The organism is Paenibacillus soyae (genome assembly GCF_024623455.1).
Classification (GTDB): Bacteria; Bacillota; Bacilli; order Paenibacillales; family Paenibacillaceae; genus Pristimantibacillus; species Pristimantibacillus soyae.
The window spans coordinates 1-26485 of the sequence record NZ_JANIPJ010000012.1; the positions used below are offsets into that span (position 1 = coordinate 1).

Annotated in this window: 22 protein-coding genes; 21 read left to right on the top strand and 1 reads right to left on the bottom strand. The window is 60.6% G+C overall.

Translation table 11 applies throughout. From position 1 onward, the window contains the following. The first annotated feature begins 265 nt into the window (after positions 1-265). The 6 genes from NQZ67_RS16540 (at position 266) to add (ending at position 8882) form a co-directional block, all read left to right on the top strand. A complete protein-coding gene (locus NQZ67_RS16540; protein WP_257447989.1) occupies positions 266-1255 on the top strand; it encodes an AAA family ATPase in 990 nt (329 codons plus the stop codon). Continuing rightward, positions 1252-2241, top strand: a complete 990-nt coding sequence (locus NQZ67_RS16545; RefSeq protein WP_257447991.1) for a DUF58 domain-containing protein — start codon at positions 1252-1254, stop codon at positions 2239-2241. Before NQZ67_RS16540 ends, NQZ67_RS16545 begins: the two co-directional genes overlap by 4 nt. 107 nt (positions 2242-2348) lie before the next feature. Further along, a complete protein-coding gene (locus tag NQZ67_RS16550) occupies positions 2349-4337 on the top strand; it encodes a vWA domain-containing protein (RefSeq protein WP_257447993.1) in 1989 nt (662 codons plus the stop codon). Next, on the top strand, positions 4327-7284 hold the full coding sequence (locus NQZ67_RS16555; protein WP_257448416.1) for a VWA domain-containing protein: 2958 nt from the start codon (positions 4327-4329) through the stop codon (positions 7282-7284). The genes NQZ67_RS16550 and NQZ67_RS16555 overlap by 11 nt, the downstream gene beginning before the upstream one ends. Positions 7285-7371: 87 nt before the next feature. Further along, positions 7372-7683 (top strand): rhodanese-like domain-containing protein, encoded by a 312-nt coding sequence (locus NQZ67_RS16560; RefSeq protein WP_257447995.1) that lies wholly within the window; start codon positions 7372-7374, stop codon positions 7681-7683. Positions 7684-7841: 158 nt separating this feature from the next. Beyond that, complete coding sequence (add, locus tag NQZ67_RS16565; protein ID WP_257447998.1) at positions 7842-8882, top strand: adenosine deaminase; 1041 nt, start codon at positions 7842-7844, stop codon at positions 8880-8882. Here the strand turns inward: add and NQZ67_RS16570 are convergent. Then, positions 8875-10527, bottom strand: a complete 1653-nt coding sequence (locus NQZ67_RS16570) for a PucR family transcriptional regulator (RefSeq protein WP_257448001.1) — start codon at positions 10525-10527, stop codon at positions 8875-8877. The genes add and NQZ67_RS16570 overlap by 8 nt on opposite strands. Before the next feature lie 259 nt (positions 10528-10786). Here NQZ67_RS16570 and NQZ67_RS16575 point away from each other — a divergent pair, with 259 nt between their 5' ends. The 15 genes from NQZ67_RS16575 (at position 10787) to NQZ67_RS16645 (ending at position 26364) form a co-directional block, all read left to right on the top strand. After that, positions 10787-11572 carry an aminotransferase class V-fold PLP-dependent enzyme gene (locus NQZ67_RS16575; RefSeq protein ID WP_257448004.1) on the top strand — a complete coding sequence of 262 codons (786 nt, stop codon included), beginning with the start codon at positions 10787-10789 and terminating at the stop codon, positions 11570-11572. 60 nt (positions 11573-11632) lie between these two features. Continuing rightward, positions 11633-12145: a 2-oxo-4-hydroxy-4-carboxy-5-ureidoimidazoline decarboxylase gene (uraD, locus tag NQZ67_RS16580; RefSeq protein ID WP_257448007.1), complete on the top strand. Its 513-nt coding sequence runs from the start codon at positions 11633-11635 to the stop codon at positions 12143-12145. Positions 12146-12160: 15 nt separating this feature from the next. After that, positions 12161-12511: a hydroxyisourate hydrolase gene (uraH, locus tag NQZ67_RS16585; RefSeq protein ID WP_257448010.1), complete on the top strand. Its 351-nt coding sequence runs from the start codon at positions 12161-12163 to the stop codon at positions 12509-12511. Between the two features lie 19 nt (positions 12512-12530). Continuing rightward, positions 12531-13865 (top strand): 5'-deoxyadenosine deaminase, encoded by a 1335-nt coding sequence (locus tag NQZ67_RS16590; protein ID WP_257448013.1) that lies wholly within the window; start codon positions 12531-12533, stop codon positions 13863-13865. Positions 13866-13869: 4 nt separating this feature from the next. Further along, the gene (locus tag NQZ67_RS16595) at positions 13870-14883 is read left to right on the top strand and encodes an XdhC family protein (RefSeq protein ID WP_257448017.1); all 1014 of its coding nucleotides are present in this window, start codon (positions 13870-13872) and stop codon (positions 14881-14883) included. Then, the gene (locus NQZ67_RS16600) at positions 14858-15421 is read left to right on the top strand and encodes a nucleotidyltransferase family protein (RefSeq protein ID WP_257448020.1); all 564 of its coding nucleotides are present in this window, start codon (positions 14858-14860) and stop codon (positions 15419-15421) included. The genes NQZ67_RS16595 and NQZ67_RS16600 overlap by 26 nt, the downstream gene beginning before the upstream one ends. A 36-nt stretch (positions 15422-15457) precedes the next feature. After that, entirely contained in the window at positions 15458-16990 is a 1533-nt protein-coding gene (locus NQZ67_RS16605) for an ABC transporter ATP-binding protein (protein ID WP_257448023.1), read from the top strand. Then, positions 16987-18111, top strand: coding sequence for an ABC transporter permease (locus NQZ67_RS16610; RefSeq protein ID WP_257448025.1), 1125 nt, complete (start codon positions 16987-16989; stop codon positions 18109-18111). The genes NQZ67_RS16605 and NQZ67_RS16610 overlap by 4 nt, the downstream gene beginning before the upstream one ends. Before the next feature lie 4 nt (positions 18112-18115). Continuing rightward, positions 18116-19045 (top strand): ABC transporter permease, encoded by a 930-nt coding sequence (locus tag NQZ67_RS16615; RefSeq protein WP_257448027.1) that lies wholly within the window; start codon positions 18116-18118, stop codon positions 19043-19045. A gap of 24 nt (positions 19046-19069) precedes the next feature. Next, positions 19070-19972, top strand: coding sequence for an FAD binding domain-containing protein (locus tag NQZ67_RS16620; protein WP_257448028.1), 903 nt, complete (start codon positions 19070-19072; stop codon positions 19970-19972). 31 nt (positions 19973-20003) lie between these two features. Next, entirely contained in the window at positions 20004-22304 is a 2301-nt protein-coding gene (gene pucD / locus NQZ67_RS16625; RefSeq protein WP_257448030.1) for a xanthine dehydrogenase subunit D, read from the top strand. Beyond that, positions 22301-22771 carry a (2Fe-2S)-binding protein gene (locus tag NQZ67_RS16630; RefSeq protein WP_257448033.1) on the top strand — a complete coding sequence of 157 codons (471 nt, stop codon included), beginning with the start codon at positions 22301-22303 and terminating at the stop codon, positions 22769-22771. Before pucD ends, NQZ67_RS16630 begins: the two co-directional genes overlap by 4 nt. Before the next feature lie 21 nt (positions 22772-22792). Next, a complete protein-coding gene (locus NQZ67_RS16635) occupies positions 22793-23935 on the top strand; it encodes a BMP family ABC transporter substrate-binding protein (RefSeq protein WP_257448035.1) in 1143 nt (380 codons plus the stop codon). Between the two features lie 26 nt (positions 23936-23961). Next, positions 23962-24942 carry a Rieske 2Fe-2S domain-containing protein gene (locus tag NQZ67_RS16640; protein WP_257448038.1) on the top strand — a complete coding sequence of 327 codons (981 nt, stop codon included), beginning with the start codon at positions 23962-23964 and terminating at the stop codon, positions 24940-24942. A gap of 102 nt (positions 24943-25044) precedes the next feature. Next, positions 25045-26364, top strand: coding sequence for a deoxyguanosinetriphosphate triphosphohydrolase family protein (locus NQZ67_RS16645; RefSeq protein WP_257448040.1), 1320 nt, complete (start codon positions 25045-25047; stop codon positions 26362-26364). Positions 26365-26485 lie beyond the last annotated feature (121 nt).

Sequence of the window (26485 nt, forward strand, 5' to 3'; positions counted from 1 at the left end):
TTTACTGGTAGTTAGATTACAAGCGAGAAAAGTCTGTCAAAAAACTTTTTGACAGACCCTTATTCAAGTGCGTCAAAAACGTAGGAGCGACACAGACGCTTGACAGGTTTCGTTCATATCAAGGGCTCTCAGTTCCGCAACAGTCACGACTTCCGCAACATTCACGACTTGGGTTCAAGCACCTGTGCAAGCATCCGTTCAGATACCGGTTCACGTAAGTAATGAACGTAAGAGTAAAGTCAATTCATAAGTGAGGAGCCTGTGCATGATCGAATCGAAGGAACAGCTGGAAGCGGCTGCAAGTAAGATCGCGCAGCTGAAGAGCGAAATCGCGAAGGTGATCGTCGGACAGGAGATGGTCGTGGAGCAGCTGCTCTGGTGTTTGCTCGCCGGCGGGCACGCTCTGCTGGAGGGAATTCCGGGACTCGGCAAAACGATGCTGGTCCGAACCGTGGCCGATACCGTGTCGCTGCGTTTTTCCCGCATCCAGTTCACGCCGGACTTGATGCCGTCCGATATTACCGGCACGACGTTAATGGAGTTCGGCACGCAAGGCGCCGCCTCGCAAAGGTTCCAGCCCGGACCGATCTTCGGTAACCTGGTGCTGGCCGACGAGATTAACCGGGCGACGCCGAAGACGCAAAGCGCGCTGCTCGAGGCCATGCAGGAAGGAACGGTTACGGCTGGCGGGGAGACGCATGTGCTGCCGAAGCCTTTTTTCGTGCTGGCCACGCAGAATCCGATCGAGCAAGAAGGCACGTACCCGCTGCCGGAAGCGCAGCTGGACCGCTTCTTGCTGAAGATCGGTGTCGAATATCCGACGCGCGAGGAGTTGAAGGAAATCGTCCTGCGCACGACCACTCTCTCCCAGCCCAAGGCCAGCGTTGCGATGACGGGCGAGGAGCTGATTCACATCCAGCAGCTGGCCAAAGGGCTTCTCGTTGCCGACGACGTGCTCGACCTGGCCGTGAGACTCGTTATGATGACGCATCCGGAAGAAGCCGACGCGCCGGAGGACGTGAAGCGGTATGCCCGGTTCGGCGCAGGTCCCCGCGCCATACAAGCGTTGATCGCGGTAAGCAAAGTTCGCGCCTTAAGCCATGGCAGGCTGCACGTTTCCTGGAATGACCTGCGGACGGCAGCGCTGCCGATTCTGCGTCATCGCATCGTGCTTACTTATGAGGCGCAGGCTCTCGGGCTTACGGCGGACAAGCTGACCCGATCGATCCTTGAAGCGATAGAGGCGTCGCGATGAAGCTTCAGGCATCCTCGGCGATAACGGCCGAAGCCGCGCTTAAGCTTTTGTTTCCCGATCTATCGGTGCTTGCGCTAGCGGAACGTCTCCGGCTGTCATCGGGGAACCGCATTCGCGGCACGATGGCCGGCAAGCGGCGGTCCGTAACGCTCGGAGGCTCGCAGGAATTCGCGGATTATCGCCCGTATTCGCCTGGAGACGATACGCGGCGCATCGATTGGAATGTGTACGGGAGAACCGGCCGCGCTTACGTGCGGCAGTATTGGGACGAGCAGGAGCTGCATGCCCATTTGTACGTGGATGCTTCTCGTTCGATGTCATTTGCCGGCGGATCTGCCGTCAGCAAGCTGCAATATGCCCTTCGATTGGCGGCGCTTGTCGGTTTTGCCGCGCTTGCCGGCGACGACCGCGTTACGGTACGCGCGTTCGATGAGCAAACCATGGGAATGGAGCTCCCGGCTTTGCAGGGAAGGCCGGCTTTTACGAAGCTGTATCGATTTCTGGCCGGCATGTTCGCCGAAGAAAGCCGGTCATCGGGCGGCGGCGCGACCCGTTCGGACCGCCCGGATGTCGGGGCAAGCGATCTGACGCTACCGTTCGGAATGCCGGGTGCCCTTCCAAGAAGGGCAGGCGTAACATGGCTGTTCACGGACGCGATGTTCGAGTCCGGATTGCGCGAAACGCTGCTTACGCTATCGTCGACCGGGCAGCAGGTCGTGTTCGTCCATTTGCTTTCCCCGGAAGAGGTGGACCCTAGCTTAAGCGGAGAGCTGAAGCTAGTGGACAGCGAGCTGGGGACGGGGAAGGAAGTCGCTATTTCGGAGAAGCTGCTGCGGGAGTATCGGGCATCCGTGAGAGCCTACCAGGAACAATTGACGGCGACGTGCGCCGAGCTCGGAGCCTCGTACGTTTTTTTGGAGACGGGCATGTCGATGACGGAGGCTTTGCAGCGATTGCTCGCCCTCCCCGGAGGGCTGAAGAAGTAGCTTGCGGTTGATCGACCATTATGCTTACGAAGTGAGTTTTTCTTCGAAAAACTAAGCTTATGCTTACGAAGTGAGTTTTTCTTCGAAAAACTGTAGGAGGTGATAGCTTGCAATTTCTATCCGCGGCTTCGGCGTGGTTTGCGGCGGCGCTTCCCCTTATCGCGCTGATGTACCTATTGAAGAGGACCTATCGGGAGACCGAGGTGGCCAGCCATTTGCTATGGCGGCGGCTGCTGCAGGAGCAGGAAGCGAACAGGCCGTGGCAGAGATTGCGCGGGCGATTGCTGCTGCTCCTGCAGCTGCTTGCGGCGCTGCTGCTCGTGCTGGCCCTGATGGAGCCGGCCGCGCTGCGACCGGCCGGCTCGAAGGGGCATGCCGTGCTGGTTATGGACCGATCGGGAAGTATGGCCGAAGTATCGGCCGAAGCGGCGGGGGCGGAACGGAGCACCCGGTTCGAGGAAGCGGTACAAGCGGCGAAGCAGTGGATCGCGCAGCAGCCTGGCGGACGGCCGATCAGTCTTATCGCCTCCGGAGCCGAGCCGATGGAGCTGGCATCCGCGGAGACCGACCACGAGTCCATCATTCGGTTGCTGGACGAGATTAGGCCATTTTATGGGAATACGGATAATGCCGCCGCCTTGTCGTTAGCGGACTCTTTGCATCTAGGCGAAGAGGATGGCATCACGCTGCTGTTTACGGACGGCCGATGGCGCGACGCGGAGGAGGCGAATCAGCTCGCGTTGAACGCGGCTGCGGAGATTAGAAGGATTGGCGCCGAGGATCGGCCGGACAACGGCTCGATTATTCAGATGGGCATCGCTTCGGATTCGTCCGACAACCATCTCCTGCATGCGACGGTGACGGTTCAAAACAATGGAAGCGGGGAGAAAACCTTCACCGTTCGATTGCTCGCCGTCCAAGAAGACGGGAGCAGCGAAGCCGCGCGGGAGCTGCAGCTCGCGGTTCCTCCCGGGGAATGGAGAAGCGCCGAGGCTTCAGGTCTTCCTCCCGCGGACTACTACAAGGCCCAGCTGCTCCCCGCCGTGGATGGCGTGTCGGCGGACAACTTGGCCTACGGTTTTCCGGCGGTTCGGCAGAGCAGCAGAACGCTGCTCGTGACGGAGGGTAATTTGTTTCTGGAGAAGGCACTGATGCTGGCGGGCGTGCAGCCCGTAAAGATCCATCCGGATGCCGCCGCGCCGTCCGAAGAGTCCGCGCAGGCTATCGATTGGATCGTGGTCGACGGGAATTACGAGAGATTATCGCAGGATGCAGGCTGGGAGAAGCTGCTGAGCGGAAAGCCGCTTTGGCTGATCGATCATCCCGAGAATGAAGCTCCGACTACCGCCGTTCCGAAGCATGCCGCCGTAGAAGCGGCCGAGCATCCCGTTACCTCATACATTACGCTTCAAGACACGCATATTGGCAAGCTTCATGTGCCGCTATCCGATGAGGTTGACTGGGGGGCGCCGATCCTAACGTTCGGCGAGATACCGGCCATCTTCGCAGGCTCCGAACAAGGAAGGCCGAGACTGCGTTATACGTTCAATCTGCAGGACACGGACTTGCCGCTTCGACCGGAGTTTCCCGTCTTGATCGTGCAGTCCGCAGAATGGATGAGCGGAGGGTCGCTCGGCGACCTCGGCGTCGTCCAAGCTGGCGGCGCGGTTGAAATCCCGTTTCGTTCGGAGACGGCGCGTGCCGAATGGGAGGCGGTCGAGCTGTTAGACGCCGGAGTTGGGGCAGCAGGCACAACAGCGAAGCAGAATCTACCGGCTATCGATCTGACTGCGTCCAGCCAAGAAGCGCCGTCCATTCCCGGCTTGTACAGACTTCTCGAAACAGGTAGCGATGGCGAAATGGCGGGCAGCCGTTATTTGGCCGTTAAGCCGGATTACGCGGAATTCGCGTCTGGACAAGGCGACGAAGGGCTGCTCACGCTGCAGTATCGTTCGGACGGAGGAGATGCCGCCGCGCCGGACAACGATTCCGGAGCTCCGCTAGTCCAGGAGCCTCTGCTGCTATGGGCCGTATTGGCCGTGCTCCTCGTGATGCTGATGGAATGGGAGGTGTATCGCCGTGGGCATGCAGGCTAATTCGGTTTGGGCGCTTCTTCTTCTTCTGCCTCTTATAGCTTATATCTGGTGGATGGTTCGCCGCACGCCAAGACTGAGCGGCGTCCGGAAGCTGGCGGTTGTTGCGACCCGTACTCTTACTCTCCTGCTTCTTATTGCGCTGGCGGCCGGACTGACGCCATACCGAATGCAAGAGCAGCGGAACGTTGTTTTTGTCGCGGACCGTTCCGCCAGCATGAAGGGAGAGGAGCGGCAAGGAGCATGGATTGCGAAGGCATGGACGGAAAAGCCGGAGGAGGGCTTCGCCGGGATCGTCTCGACGGGTCTTCACGCCGTAGTCGACCGGCCGCTCGCAAGCGGCGCGCTGCCGAGCGGAGAGGCTTACTCGTTCCGGACGGAGCTCGCGAGTTTCTATACGGATCTAGCGAAAGGCTTGCAGCTCGGCGCCGCGATGCTGAAGGAGCAGGGCGGAGGCCGCATCGTGCTGCTGTCGGACGGAGCGGAGAATGCCGGCGACGCCATGCGTCAGGCAAGATTGCTGCAGGATGCCGGCATACCCGTCGACGTCGTGCATTTGTCTTCGGAGCTTGCCCGCGACGCGTCGATCGAGGAGCTCCGGGTGCCCGGCGTACTGAAGCAGGGGGAAACGTTCAGCTTCGAGCTTGCCATTCGCAGCACGTTCGCGGGCGAAGCCGAGCTCCGGCTCTATGAGGATGATCGCGAGCTCGCCGTCTCGAAGGTGATGCTCGAACGCGGAGACAATCGCTTTGCCATGCAGAACGTAGCGATCGAACCGGGCTTTCACCGGTATCGCGCCGAGGTGGCCGCCGCGGGAGACGAGCAATCCGCGAACGACGCCGCCCACGCTTTCGGCAGGGTCGGCGGCCCGCCGAAGGTTCTCATCGTGGAAGGAAAGCCGGGCTCGTCGGTTAATATCGAAGCCGCGATGACCGCATCGCTGATCGGGCATGAGACGATCGGACCGGAGCAGTTATCCCGTGAGCTCGCTTCATATGCCGCATATGACAGTATAATTCTTCATAACGTGCCCGCGACAAGGATCGCGGAGCAGCCGATGGAATGGCTGGCCAAGGCAACGGGCGACTACGGCGTCGGACTCGTGATGCTTGGCGGAGACGAAAGCTTCGGTCTGGGCGGGTATTTCCAAACGCCGGTGGAACGGGCCCTGCCCGTCTACATGGATCTGAAGGGGCGGAAGCAAATGCCTTCCTTGGGACTTGTTCTTGTTATCGACCGGTCCGGCAGCATGGGGGACGGCAAGCTGGAGCTGGCCAAGGAAGCGGCCATGCGAACCGTAGAATTGCTGAGAGACGCGGATACGGTGGGCGTCGTCGCCTTCGACTCCATGCCCTGGTGGGTCGTCGAGCCGACGCCGCTCACGAACAGGGATGAGGTGCTGGAGAAGATTCAAGGCATCCAGGCGGAAGGCGGCACCGAGATCTATTCCGCTCTCGACTCAGGGTACCAAGGGCTGCTTCAGCTCGATGCTCAGCGCAAGCACATGATTCTGCTGACGGACGGTCAATCATCGACCAACATGAATTATCGGACGATTACGGACGCAATGAATGAAAACGGGATGACCTTGTCGACGGTCGCAGTGGGAGACGGCGCGGATATAGCGCTGCTTGAACGGCTCGCGAACGACGGCAAAGGACGTTACTATTTCACCCGGGATCAGAGCACGCTGCCGGCCATCTTCAGCCGGGAGACCGTCCTCATGTCCCGCACCTATATCGTCGACGGGACGTTCACCCCGGGGATCGGCGACGCGGGAGCGTGGGGGCAGCTGTGGGAGCGCGGGGTGCCGCCGCTTCAAGCTTACGTGGCTACATCCCCGAAGGAAATGGCGGAGGTTGCCCTGTGGTCGGCCGACGAGGATCCCATTCTGGCGAGGTGGACGTACGGCGCCGGCCGTTCGGTCGCTTGGACAAGCGATGCGACGGGCAAGTGGGCGCCGGATTGGGTGAAGTGGGAGCAGTTCCCCGAGGTGCTTACGGAATGGGTGAAATGGACCTTCCCGCAATTCGACAGCTCTCCGTACCGAATATCCACCTCTTTATCGGGCGGCGAAGGAACGTTAATCGTAGAAGCGGCGGGCGGCGATTCCGGATTGGAAAGCGGTCTTGCGGCCGTTCTGCAGGATTCCGGCGGAGAAACGTTCGCGAGGCGATTGATGCCCGTTGCCCCCGGCCGTTACGAGGCGAGGCTGGAGTCGCTCGAGCCTGGCGCTTACTTAACGCAGATCGGCAGGCTTGGGGGAGCGGGGGAGAGCGCCGAGATCAGCGAAGGGATGACGGCGGGTTATGTCGTTCCGTACTCTCCCGAATACCGGATAGGCGGTCAAGACGGGTCGGAGCTGCTGCGCAGAATCGCGGAAGCGACGGGCGGGAGACAGCTTGGACCGGAGGATGCGGCGAGAAGCTTCCAGTTCGATCCGATCAAGCTGCGGGTTCCCTACGACATATCCCGCGAGCTGTTGATTGCGGTGCTGCTGCTCTGGCTGCTGGATATCGCCCTGCGGCGATTGTCTCTCCCTTGGGGGCGGATTGGCGACGCGCTTCTCGCCCCATCCCGGACCGGCAAGCGCCAGTCCCTTCGCTCTCAAGGCGCCGCGCAGGAAAGCGCGATCGGCAGGATGAAGCAGCGAACGCAGGAGCGCAGCCGGTTCTACGGGGCCGGCGGCTTCTCTGACGCGAAGCCGGCGAAGACGGGCGGCGAGCCCCTCGAGGCGGAACGGAACAGAGCGGGCGCGCCTTCCTCCGAAGCCAATCGTCCGTCCCATTCCGCGGGGCAGATCCGGCGCGACGATCTTGCGGATCGCGCGAATTCGCAGACGCCGAAGCGGGTGCAGCCGCAGACAAACGGAAATTCTCCGGCGGACGCGCCGGAGCAGTCATCATCCATCCATCGCCTGCTCGCTGCCAAAAACAAAAACAAACGGTAACCCGGCGCCTGCCGGCATGGACATTCGGCTCCGGGCGCGATACAATGCTATCGAATAGATGAATGTGACAGGAAGGATGTTGAAGCTATGTTTCGCGAGATGACGGCAGCCGAGCTCCAAGATCAGCTTGAGCAAGGCGTAAAATTGAATTTGATCGACGTGCGGGAGCCGGACGAATGGATGGAAGGGCATATTAAGGAAGCGCGATTGATTCCTTTATCCCAATTTCAGGCCCGCGCGCATGAAGTGCATGACGTGGAAGGCGACGTCGTCTTTATATGCAGAAGCGGCGGCAGAAGCGGCAGAGTGTGCGAGTTTTTGGCCCTGCAGGGCTTCGACGTGACGAATGTGACGGGAGGCATGCTCGCTTGGACGGGCGATGTCGTGGAAGGCGAATAAGTTGTGCAAATGCGGGAGCGGCGATAAGCCCGGCTCCCGCTTTTTGTTGCGGATGAGTGCGGCATGTGACGAGCCTGTTAAAATTCAATGTTAATTTTGTTTACATCGCATGGGGGATCGGTATATATTAAATCATAAAACGACGAGGAGGGCGTGAAATGGAGGATCGGATTCTGGCCATGCCAAAGGTGGATTTGCATGTGCATCTGGACGGAAGCGTGAGGCCGGAGACGGTCATCGCGCTGGCGAGGGAAGGCGGCCATAAGCTGCCCGCTTGGGACCCGGGGCTGCTTGCGCCTTATATGAGAGCGGAAGGCGACTGCGACAGCTTAACGGACTATTTAAGCAAATTTCATTTTGTCGGTCAGTTTCTTCATACCTCCTCGTCGCTGACAAGAACGGCTTATGAGGTCGTGGCGCAGTCGGCGGCCCATAACTGCCGGTATGTCGAGGTCCGGTTCGCGCCGCAGCTGCATCGCAAGCTGGGACTAAGCGTGGCGGATGCGATCCGCGCGGTGCTCGAAGGGCTGCGGCAAGGCGAACGCGACTTCGGCGTTGTCGCGAGGTGCATCGCGATCTGTCTCCGCGGCCACTCCGAAGAGCTGAACCGGGAAGTGATCCGCGAAGCGGCTCATCTGCTCGGTAAGGGGGTCGTGGCGGTCGATCTTGCCGGAGCGGAAGCCGCGTACCCGCCGGAGCTCTACCGGGATATTTTCGCCATGGCCCGCGAGAGGGGGCTGCCGATCACGATTCACGCCGGCGAAGCGGCGGGCGCGTCCAGCGTTCGATCCGCCGTCGAGCTGCTTGGCGCGCAGCGAGTCGGGCATGGCGTTCGCATGAAGGAGGATCCGGCGGTCGTCGAGCTGATTCTTCGGGCAGGCATTCCACTGGAGATGTGCCCCAAGAGCAATCTGCAGACGAAAGCCGCGGAAAGCTGGGTCTCGTATCCGCTGCGGGACTATTTCGACCGGGGCATTGCCGTCACCGTCAATACCGATAACCTAACCGTGTCGAATACGACGATCACGCAAGAATACGCGCTGCTCCGCGACGAGCTGGGCTTCCGGGACGAGGAGCTTGCACAGATCGCGATGAACGGCGCCGCCGCCGCTTTCGTGCAGGGCGAGGAGAAGAGGCGGCTTCTCGAAGGGATGAAACGGGACATGGCCGAGTGGCTGGGCAGTCCGTCTGCTAGCTGACGAGCTCCTTGATCATAAGCGCGATCCTCATGCGCAGGCTGTCGGCGGGATTGCGGACCTGGACGCCAGTCAGCTGCTCGATGCGGTTCAGGCGGTACAGCACGGTATTTCGGTGGATGTATAGGCCTTTGGCCGTCTCCCCGATATGGCAGTGATTGTCGTAAAACACGCGAAGCGTCCGCCGCCATTCCCGCTGCTCGCCCTCGTCGATGCCGTTCCATGCCTCGAAGGTTTCCTGCAGAAACTCCTGCAAATCATCGACAGGGATGAGCCGCAGCAGGTCCTCGAACTCCTTCGTGTGGTAATATTGCACGAATCGCTGCTTGTTGTGGCTTCTTCCCAGCCGGTAGGCGTCCATTGCCTGCTTGTAGGCAACGGGAATGTCGACCAGCTTGTTAATCGGGCTGCCGATGCCGTACGACAATCCGATATCCTCGCTCGCCGCCATGCGCTCCGAGATGGCCTGCAGCTGCTGCGAAGTCCGCAGCTTTCCTTCCGGGGAGGAGCCGAGCAAATCCTTGGCGGACAGCAGGGCAATCAATTTATCCTTCAGCGTAAACAACACAAACGGCGCGCCAAACCTCGCGAATTCTTTGGTCAGAACATGGTAGAGATGATCGGTTTCCCTGGCCTTCCGTTCGATGGCGATCTGATCCTGTTCCGACTCGGCCGCGTGTTCGTCCGAATCCCTTCCGCATACGACGCAGATCATCGATTCCGCAGGGAAGAGTCCGTGCTGCTTGCCGCGATGAATGATCTCCTGCTCCGACGTTATCTCTCCTTGCACGAGCTCCGTAAAAAATTCGATCTTGAACCTCCGGGCTCTATCCTTGACGGCTTGCGCCTTCAGCAGCTCGAAGCCAAGCACATTGGCCGCCTGCTCCAAGGCCAGCGCATGATGCGTCCTTATCTCCTCTTCATCGGTAAACGCCAATATATACCCCGGTCTCTGAGGCGTGGGAATCGGCTGAAGCCGAACATGCTTCGTCCCGTCAGCCGCGGTGCCGCCATGGACCTTATACAAGCCGCCGTTCAGCGTCTGCTTGTTCGAGGCGTAGTCCGCTATCCATTTGTTCAGCAGCTGAATGTTCGGCCGAAGCGTGGTCGACAGGTTGATGAGCTCCAGCTTCGAGCCGAGGATGACGATGGGGCAGGCGATAAGCTGCGAGAGCTTGTCGACGATTTCGATTAATCCTTCTCCGTTCAGTATCAGGTTGAAAAAGGTATGATGCGTATCGAGCGCGTAGCTTAGTTCATTCGTTTTGTTCTGCAGGATGCTGCTCAGCGCGCCGTTCAGCACTTCGCCGAGGGAATAGTCGAGGGAAAGCTCGAGCAACGGGAACTGCAGCTCATTCGCCTTCAGGATGACGGACTCTGGAATTTCCTCCAGGAACCGCTTGGTTTTGATGGCGAGACCGGCGCAGCCCGCTTCCGCCATTTGGGCCACAAGCGTATCCAGCGTTTCGGGATGGTCCTTCATCGCGTAGGCCGTCGTGAGCAGCAGCTCGTTAGCCTTAAGAAAATGGATGATGTCCGGCGCGTCCATCATATTGACCGTATTGACGCTGCGATTCAGACCTTCGGCGCCCGCTGCTATCCGCGCATTCCGAAGCGCGGGGATTTGAAGCAGGTCTTTCAAAAGCATAGAGATCCGCCCCTTTCGCGTCATGTTATCTAACATTAATATAGCGGAATTTGGAGGAAAGGAAAAGATGATTTTGAAAAAAAAGAGATGTTCTGCACAAATCCCCCGCTGAATTCTATATATTATGTACAATGACAAAACGAACGTCCCATCATATGATAGTTTCAATTCCATTTAACGCGTTAACTATTCTGACATGATTCGAGGGTCAATCATTCGTTCCAATTCGGAAAGATATGGATTTGGGAGGAGGGGAGCTATGGAACGGTTGGATCGATCGCGGAAGCATCGCTCGGAACGCAGCTTCACTCCTGATAACAATGAGCCGGCGGGCGACAAACCGCAATACGCGTTAACGGCGGAGGGGGATGCGGTGATTCGCTGCGATATCGAGCGGATGCTGAACCGTCTCTTCCAAAGGGATGCCGGCTGGTCGCTTCCCGCCGTCGGAAGACGGGAGGAGATTATGAACGCGCTCCTCGGCAGTCTCATCCGTCCCAGCGAGACGGTTCTCGTTCCGGTCTATGGGCCGCGCGGCCGAAGCATCGCCGATCTATGCGAGCGGCTCGGGGCGGACCCTGTCGTGCTGGAGATGGCGGAAGCTGACGGCTTCGATCTAGCGGGCTTGGAGAACGAGCTGCGGCGTAGGCGGCCGGTCCTTGTCGCAATCTCCCACGGCGAACCGCTCTCCGGCATGAGCCGTTCGATGGAGAAAATCGGAAGCTTATGCCAAGAGTTGGACATTCTGTTCGTTGCGGATTGTACCGCGACGTTCGGCTCCACCCTGGTTCAGGCGGAGAAGTGGCATCTGGATGCGGCTATTGGCGCACCGATTTCGAGGATGGTTATTCCCGTTTCGTATAACGAGAGAGCGCTGGCCAGGATGCGTCATCGCAGTAACGTCGAGCTGCCCTTTCTCCGCATGATAGACGATTGGAACAGCTTGCTTCGGGAGAACGAAGAGGCCGGACGGCTTGTCCTCCGGAAGCTGCGGGATCGGCTGGCGATTATGATCGGCAGAGTAGACGGGGATGAGGCTATTTGACGGCGAGGATTCCGTCGCAAGAGGTTAGGAACGACTTACAAGCATAAGGGGGTATCCGGCATGGATCCATTATTGAAAGCATCGAACGACTGGGATCTTGCGACATTCGTCGCGCAATACGGCTTGTTATTCGAAGCTTCGCCATGGGTGGCGGAGAGGGCGTGGCACAGCCGCCCGTTCCGCACGAGGGAAGAGCTGCTGGAGTGCATGTCGGCCATCGTGATGGAGGCGGACGAAAGCCTGCAGCTGGAGCTGCTCCGCGCGCATCCCGAGCTGGGCGCGAAGGTGCGGATGACGGCGGAATCGACGGAGGAGCAGAGAGGGGCCGGGCTCGACCGGCTGGAGAGGGACGAGGCGTATATTTTTGGACGGATGAACGCTGCGTATCGGGAGAGGTTCGGCTTCCCGTTCATCATCGCGGTAAAAGGGCTGACGGCGGATATGATCGCGGATTCCATGCAGAAACGGATGATGAACACCGCGGCGGAAGAGAAGACTCGCGCGCTGCGGGAGGTATGCAGGATCGCGTCGTTCAGGCTGGAGCACATGGGCGCCGATCCCGCGGCGAGCTAAGGAGGCGGGCGTCGCATGGGCAAAGTAACGACGCATGTGCTGGACACGGCGCTCGGGCAGACGGCGGCAGGGATGGCCGTCGTGCTATACAGGCTGCTGCCGGGCGGCGGCGAAGAGCTGATCGCGGCATCCTCGACGAACGAAGACGGCCGACTGGACCGGCCGCTGGTCGAAGGTGATCGGTTCGCGGAAGGTTTGTACGAGATTCGATTTTTTGTCGGCCGTTATTTCGAGGAGAAGCCCGGGCTGGCGCCGTCGATATGGGACGTCGTCCCGATCGCCTTCCGGGTAAAGGACGCCTCGCAGCATTACCACATCCCTCTGCTCGTTGCGCCAGGCGCATACAGCACGTATCGGGGCAGCTAAGGCGAAGGAGAGAGCGAGCATGGCGACAAAGCTGATTAAAGGCGCGCAGATTATTACGATGGATGAACGGGAGACGGTGCTCTCTGGGGATGTCCTGATTGACGGCGACCGGATCGTCCGCATCGCGGAAAGTATCGAAGAGGAGGCCGATCTCGTCATCGACGCGAGGGGCAAGACGCTGCTCCCCGGGTTCATCCAGACGCATATCCATCTCTGTCAGACGCTCTTCCGCGGCCGCGCGGACGATCTGGAGCTTCTGGATTGGCTGAAAAAAAGAATTTGGCCGCTCGAAGCGGCTCATGACGAGGAATCCGTCTATTACTCCGCGATGCTCGGAATCGGCGAGCTTATCCGGAGCGGAACGACGACCATTCTGGATATGGAGACGGTTCATCATACCGGCTCCGCCTTCCAAGCGATCGAGTCGAGCGGCATTCGAGCCGTCTCGGGGAAGGTCATGATGGACCATGGAGGCGACGTTCCCGCGGGGTTGATAGAAACGACGGAGCAATCGCTGCAGGAAAGCGTCGACCTGCTGGAACGATGGCATGGGAGAGCGAACGGGCGCATCTCGTACGCGTTCTGCCCGCGGTTCGTCGTCTCCTGCACGGAAGAGCTGCTGCTCGGCGTCCGCGAAATGTCGAAACGGCACAACGTGAAGGTGCATACGCACGCATCGGAGAACAGGGGCGAGATCGCGCTTGTCGAACGGGAGAGAGGGATGCGCAACGTGCTGTACCTCGATCACATCGGACTTGCGACGCCGGATCTCATCCTCGCGCACTGCGTCTGGCTGGACGATGAAGAGAAGCGCGTCATACGCGAACGCGGCGTCAAGGTGACGCATTGTCCCGGCTCCAACCTGAAGCTGTCTTCCGGCATCGCGGAGGTGCCGGAGCTGCTCGGCAGGCATATTCCGGTTGGCATCGGCTCCGACGGCGCTCCATGCAATAACACGCTCGATATGTTCTCGGAGATGAGAATGACGGCGCTGATCCAGAAGACGCTGCACGGCCCGACCTCGATGGACGCCAGGACGGTGCTCCGCATGGCCACGATGGGAGGCGCGGAGGTGCTCGGCATGGAGAGGGAGATCGGGAGCGTGGAGGTCGGCAAGAAAGCGGATTTGATCCTGCTCGAGCTGAACGAATTCCACGCCTACCCGTCCTTCGAAGCGGATCCCTACTCCCGAGTCGTCTATTCCGCGGGCTACAGCGATGTTGATACGGTGCTGATCGACGGAGAGCTCGTCATGCGCGGCAAAATGCTTCTTACCGTCGATAAGGGGACCGTACTGAAGGAAGCGGACCGCTCGATTGAGCGATTGCTGAGGAGATTGAACGAAGGGGGCTGAGCTTATGCCGGACTCGGAGCTCATTAAGGAAGCCGTGTCGCTTGGGGGGTGCTGCGTACTGGCGACCATCGTTCACGTGGAGGGGCACGCCTACCGGAAGGCCGGCGCGATGATGCTGCTCAAGGCGGATGGCGAGGCAAGCGGGGCGCTGAGTCCCGGCTGCCTGGAATCCGATCTTCTCGCTCATGTGCCGGACATTCTGCGGCAGAACGCGCCGCGTCTCGTGGATTACGACATGAGGCCGGCGGATGATTTGTCTTGGGGGGAGCATATCGGCTGCGGCGGCTTGATCCGCGTGCTGCTCGAGCCCGTGTCAGGGGAGTTGTTGTCCCGTCTGAGGATAGCGTGCGAGCGGATGGATGCGGGAGCGCCTGTGCTGCTTATCCGCAGGGTGGGGGCGGAGAACGGACTTCCCGTGGCTTATGAGTTCGCGGAATCCGACGAAGCGGCCGATGCTTGTCATCGGGAAGGCGTCTTGATCGTACGATGGGAGCCGAAGCCCCGATTGCTCCTGTTCGGGGCGGGGGATGACGCGAGGCCGCTGTCCCAGCTGGCGCAGCAAGCCGGATTCGCCGTCACCGTCGCCGATTTTCGCGAATCGCTGTGCAAGGCGGAGCGGTTCCCCGGCGCGAAGCTCTTATTCGGCTTTCCGCAGGAACTAATGCCTTTGCTGCAGCCGGGCTCCGGCGATTACATCGTTATCATGAGCCACCAGCTTCAGAGGGACCGGCAGTTTCTGGAGCTCGTGCTGCCGTCGGAGCCCCGCTTCGTCGGCGTGATGGGTTCCGAGGCGAGGAGAACGCGCCTGCTTGGCGGTTTGTCCCGCTCCGCCGCGGTTTCTTGCCCGGCCGGCTTGCCGATCGGAGCCGACGGCCCGTTCGAGATTGCCGTCAGCATTATGGCGGAGCTCATTCAAGCTAGGCGCGGAGGGGGGCGGTATGGTGCGGGGTGGAATCGCGGTTCTGTATATGGGAGCGGGGAGCAGCAGCCGCATGGGGTATCCGAAGCTTTCGGCTGACGTTCGCGGCAAGGGCAAGCTCGGAAGCCTGGCGCTGCGAAGCGCCCTGCGTTCCGGCATCGGTCCGGTGATTGTCGTGACCAAGGCGGGACCCGTGCCGGATTGGCTGGCGGAGATAGAAGGCGAGCATCAGACGGAGGCGTATACCCGGGTGGAATCGCCGAACGCGGAGCTCGGCATGGCGCACTCCATCCGGGCGGGTTATGCGCAAGCCTCGCGCGGCCAGCTTCGGGGAATCGTGATCCTGCTCGCGGATATGCCGCTTGTCACGGCGGAGATGATCCGCGATCTGGCCGACCGTTACGAGGCCGAACCGCATTTGGATTTCGTCGCCTACCGGCAAGGCGGCCTTCCCCTGCCTCCCGTGCTGCTCGCGTCATCCATGTTCCCGCATCTCCGCCATTTAGAAGGGGATGCCGGAGCCAGGCGGCTGCTTCAGGATCCGAGATTTTGCGGCGCTTTCTTGCAGGCGGAGACGGAATTGAGTTTGGCGGATTTGGATACCGAAGAAGACTGGGCCCTTATGCCCTGGAGCTGATTCATTGACTACGACGACAGGCGGGAGGTAGAAGGAATGGGGCGTATGGCGGTTCAGATGCTCCAAATCGTGAAGCGGTTCGGGCAAGTCGCCGCGAACGACAACGTGGATTTCTCCGTCAAGCAAGGCGAAATCCATGCGCTCCTGGGCGAGAACGGCGCGGGCAAAAGCACGGTCATGAGCCTCTTGTCCGGTATGTACAGAGCGGACGGCGGCGATATTCTCATCCATGGGGAAGCCGCCCGAATCCGCTCGCCGAGGGACGCCATGCAGCTCGGCATCGGCATGGTGCATCAAAACTTCAGGCTGGTCCCGACGCTGACCGCGCTCGAGAACATCATCCTCGGCGAGAAGAGTCGTCCATGGCGGGGGAAGGCCTGGAAGCAGGATAAAGCGCAGGAGATCGAAGCGATTTGCGGGAAATTCGGACTAAGCTTTCCGATTCACGCGCCGGTCTGGCAGCTGTCGGTCGGCGAGCAGCAGCGGGTCGAAATCGTGAAGACGCTGTACCGCGGAGCGGACATTATCCTGCTCGATGAACCGACGTCCGTGTTGACGCCGGGCGAAGCGGAGCTCCTCTTCGAGACGCTCCGGGAGCTGAAGCAAAGCGGGAAGACGATGATTATCACGACCCATAAGCTGAAGGAAGTGATGGCCGTGTCCGACCGCATATCCGTCATGCGCAAAGGCCGCATGATCGCTACGATGGATCGGAGCGTTACCAACACGAGGGAGCTCGCCGAGCTGATGGTGGGCAGACAGCTGCCTGAAGCTAGCGAGACGGCCCCGGGCTGCCCGGGAAACATCGTGCTCGAGGCGACGGGTATGAAGGTGCTGGCCGACCACGGTTACCCGGCGCTGGACGGCGTTAGCTTCGCCGTGAAGAAGGGGGAAATCGTGGGCGTAGCGGGCGTGGCCGGCAATGGGCAGAAGGAGCTGGCTGAGGCGATCGCGGGGCTTCGGAACTGGGAGGAAGGCGCCATGACCTTCCTTGGCGAGCGGATGGAGGCTGCCAGCATACGCCGGAGGATTGATAAGGGCATTTCGCTCATCCCGGAGGATCGCATGAAGAGCGGCCTCGCGGGCAGCCTGGATCTGGTCGACAACTTGATGCTGAAGAGCTATGGAAGTGCGGAGCGGTTCAAGCTCGGTTTCGTTCGGAAGAACCGGAATGAACGCTGGGCGCAGGGACTGGTCGATCAGTTCGATGTTCGAACTCCTGGATTGAACGCGCCGGTCAGGGGGTTATCCGGAGGCAATCAGCAGAAGCTGCTGCTGGCGCGCGAGATCGACCGCAAGCCCGGCCTGATGGTCGCCGTTCATCCGACGCAGGGACTCGACGTCGGCGCCACGGAATCGGTCCATAACATGCTGATCGGCTTGCGCGACTCCTCGGCCGGCATACTGCTCATCTCGGAGGATTTGGACGAAGTGATGAAGCTGTCGGACCGGGTTCTCGTCCTGTACGGAGGCAAGATTGTCGGCGAGCTCGGCAAATGGGACATCGACAAAGAGCGAATCGGCCGCCTGATGGCCGGACTCGGGGAGACGAAGGAGGCGGCAGGATGAGCCGGAACATGATGGCCGAAGCGATACGGGGCGGCAAGCAAGCGGGCCGCAGGGCAAAAGCCGGACCGAAGCTGCCGTTCATTCTGCAGTTCGACCCGATGAAGAAGGGCGGCCCTTGGTGGATGCCGATTGCATCCGTGGCCGCGGCGCTGCTGCTCTGCGCGTTGTTCATCTGGGCGAACGGCATGAATCCGCTGACGGTATACGAGAAGATGGCGGCGGGGGCGTTCGGTTCCTCCTTCGGGATCAGCGAGACGCTGGTGAAGGCGATTCCGCTTCTGCTCTGCGGTCTCGGCGTGGCGGCCGCTTACCGGATTTCCGTCTGGAACATCGGCGCCGAAGGCCAGCTGGTCGTCGGGGCGATCGCCGCGACGGCGGTCACGATTTATTGGCCGAATCTGCCCGGGGCTCTGTACATACCCGTCATGGCTGCAGCGGGCATGGCGGCAGGTGCGGTGTGGGGGCTGTTCACGGCTTATCCGAGAACGCATTTCGGCGTGAACGAACTCATTACCTCGCTTATGCTCAATTACGTCGCGCTTCTGCTGCTGGATTATCTCGTATTCGGACCGTGGCGCGATCCGGCAGGCTTTAACTTCCCCGGCACGCCGCTCTTCTCGCCCGAGCAGCAGCTGATGACCTTCTCGGGTACTCGGCTTCATTACGGCCTGCTGTTCGCGTTCGTCGCCGTCGTCCTGTTCGCCGTCTTCTACGGCAGGACGCGCTGGGGGTACGAGATGAAGCTGCTGGGCGCTAATCCGCTGGCCGCGAAATACGCGGGCATATCCGTAAGCCGTCACATTATTCTGGTCATGCTCGTCAGCGGAGGACTGGCGGGGCTGGCAGGGATGAGCGAGGTGTCCGGCGTCTCGCATCGTCTGATGTACGGCATTTCGCCGGGATACGGATATACCGCCATTATCGTGGCTTGGCTGGCGAAGCTGAATCCATGGGGGATGATGGCGACATCGCTGTTCGTAGGCGGTCTAATCGTAGGCGGCTACAGCGTGCAGACGATCGGTCTGCCGTCCTCCATGTCGCTGATGCTGCAGGGCGCGATTCTGATCTGTCTCATCGGCGGGGAAATGCTGGGCAAATACAAGCTGGTCAGAAGGAGGTGACGCCATGGACTTCTTCGTTAATCTCGTCATCGCGGCGATTTCCTCGGGCACGCCGCTGCTCTTCGCGGTGCTGGGCGGCATCTTAAGCGAGCGGTCGGGCGTCGTCTTCCTCGGGGCGGAAGGGACGATGCTTATCGGCGCGGTCGTCTCGTGCCTCGCCTTCGTTCATACCGGAAGCCTTACGCTCGCGATCGCGGCGGCCGTCGGAGCAGCCGGAGCGTTCGGGCTCGCGCACGCATTCCTCAGCGTCACGCTGAGAGCGAACCAGATCGTATGCGGCTTGGCGCTTACGCTGTTCGGCACCGGGCTGTCCGCTTATCTCGGCAAGCCGGTCGCCGGGCAGGCGCTCGCGGTATCCATGCCGAGGGTGAAGCTTCCGTGGCTGGAGCCGATCCCGTTCGTCGGTCCCATCCTCGCGAATCTGGACATTCTCGTCTGGCTCAGCTTCTCGCTTGTGATCGCTCTTTATCTGTACATGTACAAAACGTCCTGGGGCCTGCATCTGCGTGCCGTCGGCGACAACCCCGCGACCTCGGACGCCATGGGGCTGTCCGTTGACAGGATCCGTTATGTTCACGTCATCGCGGGCTCCATGCTGATGGGACTCGCGGGAGCTTATCTCATCCTGGTCTATTCGCCGAACTGGATGGAAGGCATGACGTCCGGCAGGGGCTGGATCGCGATCGCGCTCATTATTCTGGCAGGCTGGAACCCGTTGTACGCGCTGGGAGGCGCGTATTTGTTCGGCGGGCTGGATGCCCTGGGATTCCGGCTGCAGCTCATGGAGATCGGCATTCCGTCGTATTTCCTGAAGATGCTGCCGTATATCGTCACCATTCTGGTGCTAATGGCGGCCGGATGGCGAGGACGCAACAAGCCGTCTATCGAGCCTAAGGCGCTCGGCGTCCCTTATGTTAGGGAGCAACGATTCTAATCTCAATACGGGGGGCATGCGGATATGGCGATGGAAAATGCGGAGCGGGCCGGAGAGACGGCCTTGCATGAGCCGAAGACCGCGGAGGAAGCATGGAGGGTGAAGCGTAGCTTGGGTCATGCCGCCAGCTATGTGTCGGGAGGAACCCTGCTGCGCACGCAGTGGGAGAATGGCCTCAAGTCCATGCCGCGCCATTTGATCAGTCTGGAGAAGATCGGCGAGCTGTCCGGCATTCGATTGGCGGGAGCCCACGTCCGCATCGGCGCCGCGGCCAGGCTGAACGAATGCCGCGCCCATCCGTTGCTGCTGCGGCATGGCGGCCTGCTCGTCCGGGCGATCGGCGAGATCGCGGCGCCGTCCGTCAGGCATTTGGCGACGCTTGGCGGCAACGTCTCCAGCTTGACCGGGGACGCGATTCCGGCGCTAATGGCGATGGACGCTTCGGTGATTTTTTTCCGGGAGCGGTGCTGGCGGACCGAATCGGTCCGGGATTGGATTCAAGGCGCGGGCGCCGTCCGCGAACCCGATGATCTGATCGGAGCGATCGCGATTCCTGTTCGTTCCGGCGACGGGGAAGGGGATGAAGAAGCCGGCGGGAGCTTCGAGTTCTACGAGAAGGTCGGGCGTAGAGAAGCGTTCACCCCGTCGCTCGTCACCGTCGCCGGGCAGGGCATGGTATCCGATGACGGCGCGCTTCGGGATATTCGGTTGTCTGCCGGCGGCGGATCGGCGCTTCCGGACCGGCTGCCGGCGGCGGAGCGGGCTCTAAGCGGCGCGCGGCTCAGCGAAGAGATGCTGGCCGTTATCCATCAGACGATCAAAGACCAGTACAAGGCGGCCGAGGATTTGTTCGCGGGCTCGGGCTACCGCAAGGAAGCTTCGGCCAATCTCATTACGTCCCAGCTGTGGAAACGATTGAAATCGTAAGGCTTCTTAGGGGGAGGAAGGAGGTTCGGTCATGCTGACGAGGGGAGAAAGAACGTCGCATAAATGGCGGCGGAGGCCGGACGGGCCGGATAAGGTGACGGGCGCTTTGCGATATTTGACGGATATGTCGCTGCCGGGCATGCTTCACGGCAAGGTGCTTCGAAGCGCCGAGCCCCATGCGTTCGTCCTCGATATCCGCACGGCGAAGGCGGAGCGGGTGCCCGGCGTGGCGGCCGTCATTACGCACCTGGACGTACCGGGCTTGAATCGCTTCGGTATCGTCAATCCCGATCAGCCCGTGCTGTGCGAGGACCGAGTGCGCTACGTCGGCGACGCGATCGCCGCCGTGGCGGCCGACACGAAAGAGACGGCCGAATATGCACTGTCGCTGATCGAGGTCGATTACGAGCCGATTCCGGTCGTGGACGATCCGGAGCTGGCGCTGCTGCCGGAGTCGCCGAAGCTGCACGAAGGCGGCAACGTACTGCATCGCACGAGCTACCGGAAGGGGGAGCCGGAAGACGCCTTCGCCGGCTGCACCCACATTGTGGAGGGGACGTACTACACGCCTCGGCAAATGCATGCGTACATGGAAACCGAAGGAGGGTTGTTCGTGCCGGAAGCGGACGGCAGGCTGACCGTCTACGCGGCGACGCAGCACGGCTACAAGGACAGGATGCAGCTATCCCGCATACTCGGCATTCCGGAGGAAGCGATTCGTATCGTATCCAGCCCGATCGGCGGCTCGTTCGGCGGGAAGGACGAATTGAACGTCCAGCCGTACGGCGCTCTGCTCGCCCGCAAAGCCGGCATCCCCGTCAAGCTGCACAACAGCCGCAGGGAATCGGTCCGGGCGGGACTCAAGCGCCATCCGATGAAGATCGTCATGAAGACGGGCATCGACGGGGAGGGAAGGCTCATCGCCCATGAAGCCCGCATCACCGCGGACACGGGCGCTTATTCCACGCTCGGCGCTCCCGTGCTGAACTTCGCGACGGAGCATGCGTCGGGACCGTACCGGATTCCGCATGTTTCGATAGAAGGGGTATCCGTATTTACGAACAACGGCGTATCAGGAGAGTTCAGAGGGTTCGGAGGCAATCAGGCGATCTTCGCCGTCGAGAGCCAGATGAATCGGCTGGCGGAGCTTGCGGGCATGGATCCTTGGGAGTTCCGCAGGCTGAACCTGCGGGAGCCGGACGACCCGGGCCCTCTCGGACAGCGAATCCTACCGTCCGCAGGGCTGCTGAAGGCATGGCAGTCCATCGCGGACTCGGAGGTCTGGAGCAGGCGGACGCGGAAGCCGACGGAGTCCGAGCCGTGGATCAAACGCGGCGTGGGAGCCGCTCTCGCGATGCATGGCTCGGGGCTTGGCTATGGCATTCCCGATCCGGGCGGCGGGAGGCTGTCGCTTACCAAGGAGGGTAAGCTGGAGGCGGCCTTCAGCTTCGAGGAGTTCGGCCAAGGCATAACCGCTACGCTTGAGCTTATGCTCATGGAACGGTTCGGCTGCGGAGCGGACGATCTCAGTATCGTCATCGGGGACACGGACAGGGTGCCGCATACCGGCTCCAGCACCGCGTCAAGATCGACGACGATCGCGCATATCGCGTTGTCGAAGCTGCATCCGCAGCTATCCGAGCGCTTGATAGCGGGCGCTTCGGCAATGGCGGGCGTTGCTGCGGAGCGGTTGATGACGGGACCGGGCGGCATATGGATCAAGCCGGACGATGACTCCGGGTCGTCGCTGGCGGCGACTTACAAGGAGCTGGCGGAGACGCTTGGCGGGGAGCTCGCGTTCGAGACGAAGTTCGACTTTCCCGTCACGCCGGATCCGATCGTCGGGGGCCACTATTTGTATACATGCGCGGCCGTCGCCGTCGAGGCGGAGATTAACACGCTTACAGGAGCGGTCCGGCTGCTTGCCAAGCATCACGCCGTAGCGGCGGGGCCGGCGGTTAATCCGATGGGATATATCGGGCAGATCGAAGGAGCAAGCGTCATGGCGCAAGGCTTTACGTTGACCGAAGACGCGTTGATGCTGGACGGTCATTATAAGACTGAAAATTTAGACAATTATATCGTGCCGACGATTCGGGACGTCGCGGACGATTTCACGCTGCATGCCATCGAAGAGCTGCCGGAAGGCGACCCATACGGTCCGCGGGGGATCGGTGAAGTGGGCTCGGTGGCGCTCGCTCCGGCGATCGCGATGGCCGTGCGCGACGCGGTGGGCAAATGGGTGAACCGGCTTCCGATTCCGAGGGAAGAGCTGATCGAGTCGTTCGCCTCGCAATTGGCGGGCAAAACGGAAGGAGCTGGCGCCACATGAACCCCTACACTTGGAGAGCCGTCGTCAACGGCGCGGAAGCCGAGCTTCACGTCCAGCCGGCGGAGCGGCTGCTGACCATACTTCGGGACGACCTCGGACTGACCGGCACCAAAGTGAGCTGCGAGCTTGGCCGCTGCGGATCGTGCATCGTCCATATGGACGGAAGACCCGTTAATGCCTGCCTGGTTATGGCGTATCAATGCAACGGAGCGTCCATCACGACGATCGAAGGGCTGGCCGAAGGCGATCTGCACAAGGTTCAAGAAGCGTTCCTGGAGGAAGGAGGGTTCCAATGCGGCTACTGCACGCCCGGCATGATCATGTCGGTGAAGGCGCTGCTTGACGAGACGCCGAATCCGACAACCGATCAGATCAAAGAAGGGCTGTCGGGCAATATTTGCCGCTGCACCGGATACGGAGGCATACTCCGGGCGGTTAAAAGATGCGGCGGAAACGCAAGCAAGTGATACCAAAGGAGGAGAAACCATATGAAGAAAATCGTTCTGACCATGCTCGTTCTTACATTTGCCTTAATGACCGCCTGCTCTCAAGCATCGAAGCCCGCAAGCCCGTCCTCGTCGCCGAACCCGTCGCCGTCCGGCGGCGCCTCGGCCTCGCCCACCGCGAAACCGGAAGGGGAGCTGCCGAAGGTCGCGTTCGTCTATATCGGAGTGCCGGGCGACGGCGGCTGGACGTTCGAGCACGACAAGGGAAGGCAGATGGTTGAAGAAACATTCGGCATAGAAGCCACCGTCGTCGAGAACGTGCCGGAAGGACCGGATGCGGAACGCGTGTTCGAGGAGCTCGCGCAGGATCATGACCTGATCTTCGGCACGAGCTTCGGATACATGGACCCGATGTACAACGTGGCGCAGAAATATCCGGACGTGAAATTCATGCACGCGACGGGCTATAAGACGCTGCCGAATCTCGCCACCTACCAAGGCAAAGGCTATCAGCCGGGCTACCTGTCGGGACTGGCCGCGGGCATGCTGACGAAGAACGGAAAAATCGGCTATGTCGGCGCGTTCCCGATCCCGGAAGTCATCTACACGATCAACGCGTTCACTCTGGCCGCGCAAAGCGTCAACCCCGACGTCGAAGTGTCGGTCGTCTGGAGCAATACCTGGTTCGATCCGGCGACCGAGAGACAGGCGGCGATCAGCTTGCTGGATCAGGGCGTCGACGTGCTCGCCAACTACCAGGACTCCCCGGCGGGCATCCAAGCGGCGCAGGAACGCGGCGTCTGGGGCATGGGCAATGACTCCGACATGAACCGGTTCGCGCCCGAGACCTATGTCACGAACCCCGTATTGAATTGGGGGCCGTATTACGTCGACGTCGTGCAAAGCGTCATCGACGGCACGTGGGAGACGCATTCCTTCTACGGCGGCTTCAAGGAGGGTATGGTCGAGATCGCGCCGTTCGGCAAGAACGTGCCGCAGGAAGTGAAGGATGCCGTCGAAGCCAAGAAAGCGGAAATTCAAGCGGAGACGTTCGACGTGTTCGCCGGACCGATCTACGACCAGTCCGGCGCGGAGAAGGTGGCGGAAGGCGCGGCTCTGTCGCAGGAGGATATTTTGGTCATGAACTATTTTGTCAAAGGCATTAAGGGGACCATCCCCCAATAACGGCAGGAAAGGACGGTAATGATCCCATGGCTGAGCTCGACCCCGTACTCAAAGATTTATGGCATCCCGTCTTGCTAAGCGCGAGCTTATCCGAATCTCCCGTCGCGGTAGAGGTGCTCGGGCAGAAGGTTGTCCTGTTCCGCTCGTCCGAGGGGGTACACGCTCTAAAGGATCTGTGCATCCATCGCGGAGTGCCATTGTCGCTAGGCAAGATAGTCGGCGACGAAATCGTGTGCGCGTACCACGGCTGGAGCTACAACGGATGCGGAACGTGCACGCGAATCCCTTCGCTCCCGGCAGGAACGGCCATTCCTTCGAAGGCCAGAGCGGTTGTCTACGCATGTCAGGAAAGATATGGTATCATATGGGTGTGCGTCGGCGCTCCTCGGTCGGAGCTGCCGGAAATCGGCTTGAGCGGCCCGAACCCGGGGTATGCGCAGGTCTATATGGGACCGTATGAGCTGGAGGCCGCGGCGCCGCGCGTCATCGAAAATTTCCTCGACGTGTCGCACCTCATGTACGTGCATGAAGGCATGCTGGGCGACAGCGGCTATTCGGAAATTAACGACTACCGGGTGCATGAGGCGGACGGCGCGCTGCACACGGACGTGATCGAGGTGTATCAGCCCGACCCGGACGGCAGAGGCGCTCCGGTTCAATCGCTTTATACTTACGAAGTGTACCATCCCGTCAGCGTGTCGCTTTCGAAGCGGGTCGCGGGGACGGACGATATTTTTAATCTGTATTTGCTCGTGCTGCCGAAGAACGAAGCCGCCAGCGTCGCGTTTATGCTGATGGAACGCAATTACGCGATGGATGAACCCGACGAGATTTTTGTATCCTTCCAGGACATCCTGCTCGAGCAGGACCGGTTGATCGTGGAGAATCAGAAGCCCGAGCTGCTTCCGCTGGACCTTCAGGCGGAGCTCCATCTCAAATGCGACCGGCTCAGCATAGCTTATCGAAAGATGCTGCGGGAGGTTGGCGTTACGTTCGGAACGGCATAAAATGCGGCGAAAGCGACGCGTTGCCCGGCGGAAGCCGGCTCGCGCCGCTTTCTTTGCCATACTTGAGCGCGTACGACAACATGATCGGGATAGGTGATGAGGATGAACATTAGAAAGCTGCGTTTGCACGATACGGGCGGCACGTTATCCAGCGAGGACCGCGACGAATACGAAAAAGATTACGCGAGGCTGATCCAGTCGCCGGCCTTCCGGCGGCTGCAGGGGAAGTCGCAGGTGTTCGGCGCCGGCTCCGGCGATTATTACCGCACAAGGCTGACGCATTCGCTGGAGGTGTCGCAGATTGCGCGCGAAGTGGCCAGGAGACTGGGCAAGACGTATCCGTTCCTCGGCCAAAACGAGCATCCGGGTCTGCTGATGGTGCCGGAGGTCGTCGAATGCGCGGCGCTCGCCCATGATCTGGGACATCCTCCGTTCGGGCACAAAGGGGAAGAGGTGCTCGATCATATTCTTCGCGAGCGCTACGGCGTGCCGTACGAGGGCAACGCGCAAAATTTCCGCATCCTCATGTTCCTCGAGAAGCGGGCGGGAAGCGATCGCGGGCTCGATCTGACGGCGGCCGTCTTGCTCGCCATCAACAAATATCCTTACAACATGGACGACCCCGGCCGCATGAAGGGCGTCTATCCGATGGAGTGGAAGGGCATCGACTACCTGCGGGGCTTGTGGGGGATGCCGGCCGGCTGCAGCACGCTCGAGGCCCAGCTAATGGACTTGTGCGACGACATCGCGTATTCCACGCATGATATCGAAGATGGCGTTCGCGCCGGCAAGATTTTGCTGACGGAGGACTTTTTCGAGGATGACCGTCTGGTCGACGGCGTCGTGCGCGAAATATTGGACGACCCGGCCAGCATGGCCGCCGTTCAGTGGGAGAGCACCAACCTCAAGGCGATGGTGCGGCGCGTGCTGGAGGATTATTACCGCCAGTGGAAAGAAATTTACGTCCAATACGGCCGGGAGACGTCGCGCACGAACCGCGAGATGAAGGCGAGATGGGTGAGTAAGTTCGCAAGCGGCGTCGGCATCATCGACGATCCGAAGACGGGCTGGAAGCGCGTGACGTTCGTGAAGGACGGAGTCGAGGACTTCGATATGCTGCGGACGATGGAAATTTTGAAAAAGCTGGCCTGGGTGACTTTGATCAAGGATTTTCGGGTGCAGCGGCTGCAGAAACGCAGCGAGAACATGCTGAAGCGGCTGTGGGACAGCTTGGAGCGGTACGAAACCGGTCGGTTGATCCTGCCTCCGGACTGGGTGGAGAGCTACGACATGCAGAAAGGCGACTGGCCGTGGGAGCGGCTTGTCGCGGATTATATTGCCGGCATGACCGACGCCTACGCCGAGAAAGTGTACACGGAGCTGTTCGCGAGCCGGACGGGATCGATTTACGAAAGAGATTAATGGCGTTAACTTTAGCCCGACTTGTTCGGGCTATTTTTTTTAGGGGATAATCCGGCGATCTAGCCTTCCGGCGAACATTCAATCATGCGCGCGCGGGCTGCTTCATATAGTATAAGGCGGC

What these genes read in the sequence shown, in the direction of transcription:
- NQZ67_RS16540 (WP_257447989.1), top strand. Translation starts at nt 266, where the DNA reads ATGATCGAATCGAAGGAACAGCTGGAAGCGGCTGCAAGTAAGATCGCG.
- NQZ67_RS16545 (WP_257447991.1), top strand. Translation starts at nt 1,252, where the DNA reads ATGAAGCTTCAGGCATCCTCGGCGATAACGGCCGAAGCCGCGCTTAAG.
- NQZ67_RS16555 (WP_257448416.1), top strand. Translation starts at nt 4,327, where the DNA reads ATGCAGGCTAATTCGGTTTGGGCGCTTCTTCTTCTTCTGCCTCTTATA.
- NQZ67_RS16560 (WP_257447995.1), top strand. Translation starts at nt 7,372, where the DNA reads ATGTTTCGCGAGATGACGGCAGCCGAGCTCCAAGATCAGCTTGAGCAA.
- add (WP_257447998.1), top strand. Translation starts at nt 7,842, where the DNA reads ATGGAGGATCGGATTCTGGCCATGCCAAAGGTGGATTTGCATGTGCAT.
- NQZ67_RS16570 (WP_257448001.1), bottom strand. Translation starts at nt 10,527, where the DNA reads ATGCTTTTGAAAGACCTGCTTCAAATCCCCGCGCTTCGGAATGCGCGG.
- NQZ67_RS16575 (WP_257448004.1), top strand. Translation starts at nt 10,787, where the DNA reads ATGGAACGGTTGGATCGATCGCGGAAGCATCGCTCGGAACGCAGCTTC.
- uraD (WP_257448007.1), top strand. Translation starts at nt 11,633, where the DNA reads ATGGATCCATTATTGAAAGCATCGAACGACTGGGATCTTGCGACATTC.
- uraH (WP_257448010.1), top strand. Translation starts at nt 12,161, where the DNA reads ATGGGCAAAGTAACGACGCATGTGCTGGACACGGCGCTCGGGCAGACG.
- NQZ67_RS16590 (WP_257448013.1), top strand. Translation starts at nt 12,531, where the DNA reads ATGGCGACAAAGCTGATTAAAGGCGCGCAGATTATTACGATGGATGAA.
- NQZ67_RS16595 (WP_257448017.1), top strand. Translation starts at nt 13,870, where the DNA reads ATGCCGGACTCGGAGCTCATTAAGGAAGCCGTGTCGCTTGGGGGGTGC.
- NQZ67_RS16600 (WP_257448020.1), top strand. Translation starts at nt 14,858, where the DNA reads ATGGGGTATCCGAAGCTTTCGGCTGACGTTCGCGGCAAGGGCAAGCTC.
- NQZ67_RS16605 (WP_257448023.1), top strand. Translation starts at nt 15,458, where the DNA reads ATGGGGCGTATGGCGGTTCAGATGCTCCAAATCGTGAAGCGGTTCGGG.
- NQZ67_RS16610 (WP_257448025.1), top strand. Translation starts at nt 16,987, where the DNA reads ATGAGCCGGAACATGATGGCCGAAGCGATACGGGGCGGCAAGCAAGCG.
- NQZ67_RS16615 (WP_257448027.1), top strand. Translation starts at nt 18,116, where the DNA reads ATGGACTTCTTCGTTAATCTCGTCATCGCGGCGATTTCCTCGGGCACG.
- NQZ67_RS16620 (WP_257448028.1), top strand. Translation starts at nt 19,070, where the DNA reads ATGGCGATGGAAAATGCGGAGCGGGCCGGAGAGACGGCCTTGCATGAG.
- pucD (WP_257448030.1), top strand. Translation starts at nt 20,004, where the DNA reads ATGCTGACGAGGGGAGAAAGAACGTCGCATAAATGGCGGCGGAGGCCG.
- NQZ67_RS16630 (WP_257448033.1), top strand. Translation starts at nt 22,301, where the DNA reads ATGAACCCCTACACTTGGAGAGCCGTCGTCAACGGCGCGGAAGCCGAG.
- NQZ67_RS16635 (WP_257448035.1), top strand. Translation starts at nt 22,793, where the DNA reads ATGAAGAAAATCGTTCTGACCATGCTCGTTCTTACATTTGCCTTAATG.
- NQZ67_RS16640 (WP_257448038.1), top strand. Translation starts at nt 23,962, where the DNA reads ATGGCTGAGCTCGACCCCGTACTCAAAGATTTATGGCATCCCGTCTTG.
- NQZ67_RS16645 (WP_257448040.1), top strand. Translation starts at nt 25,045, where the DNA reads ATGAACATTAGAAAGCTGCGTTTGCACGATACGGGCGGCACGTTATCC.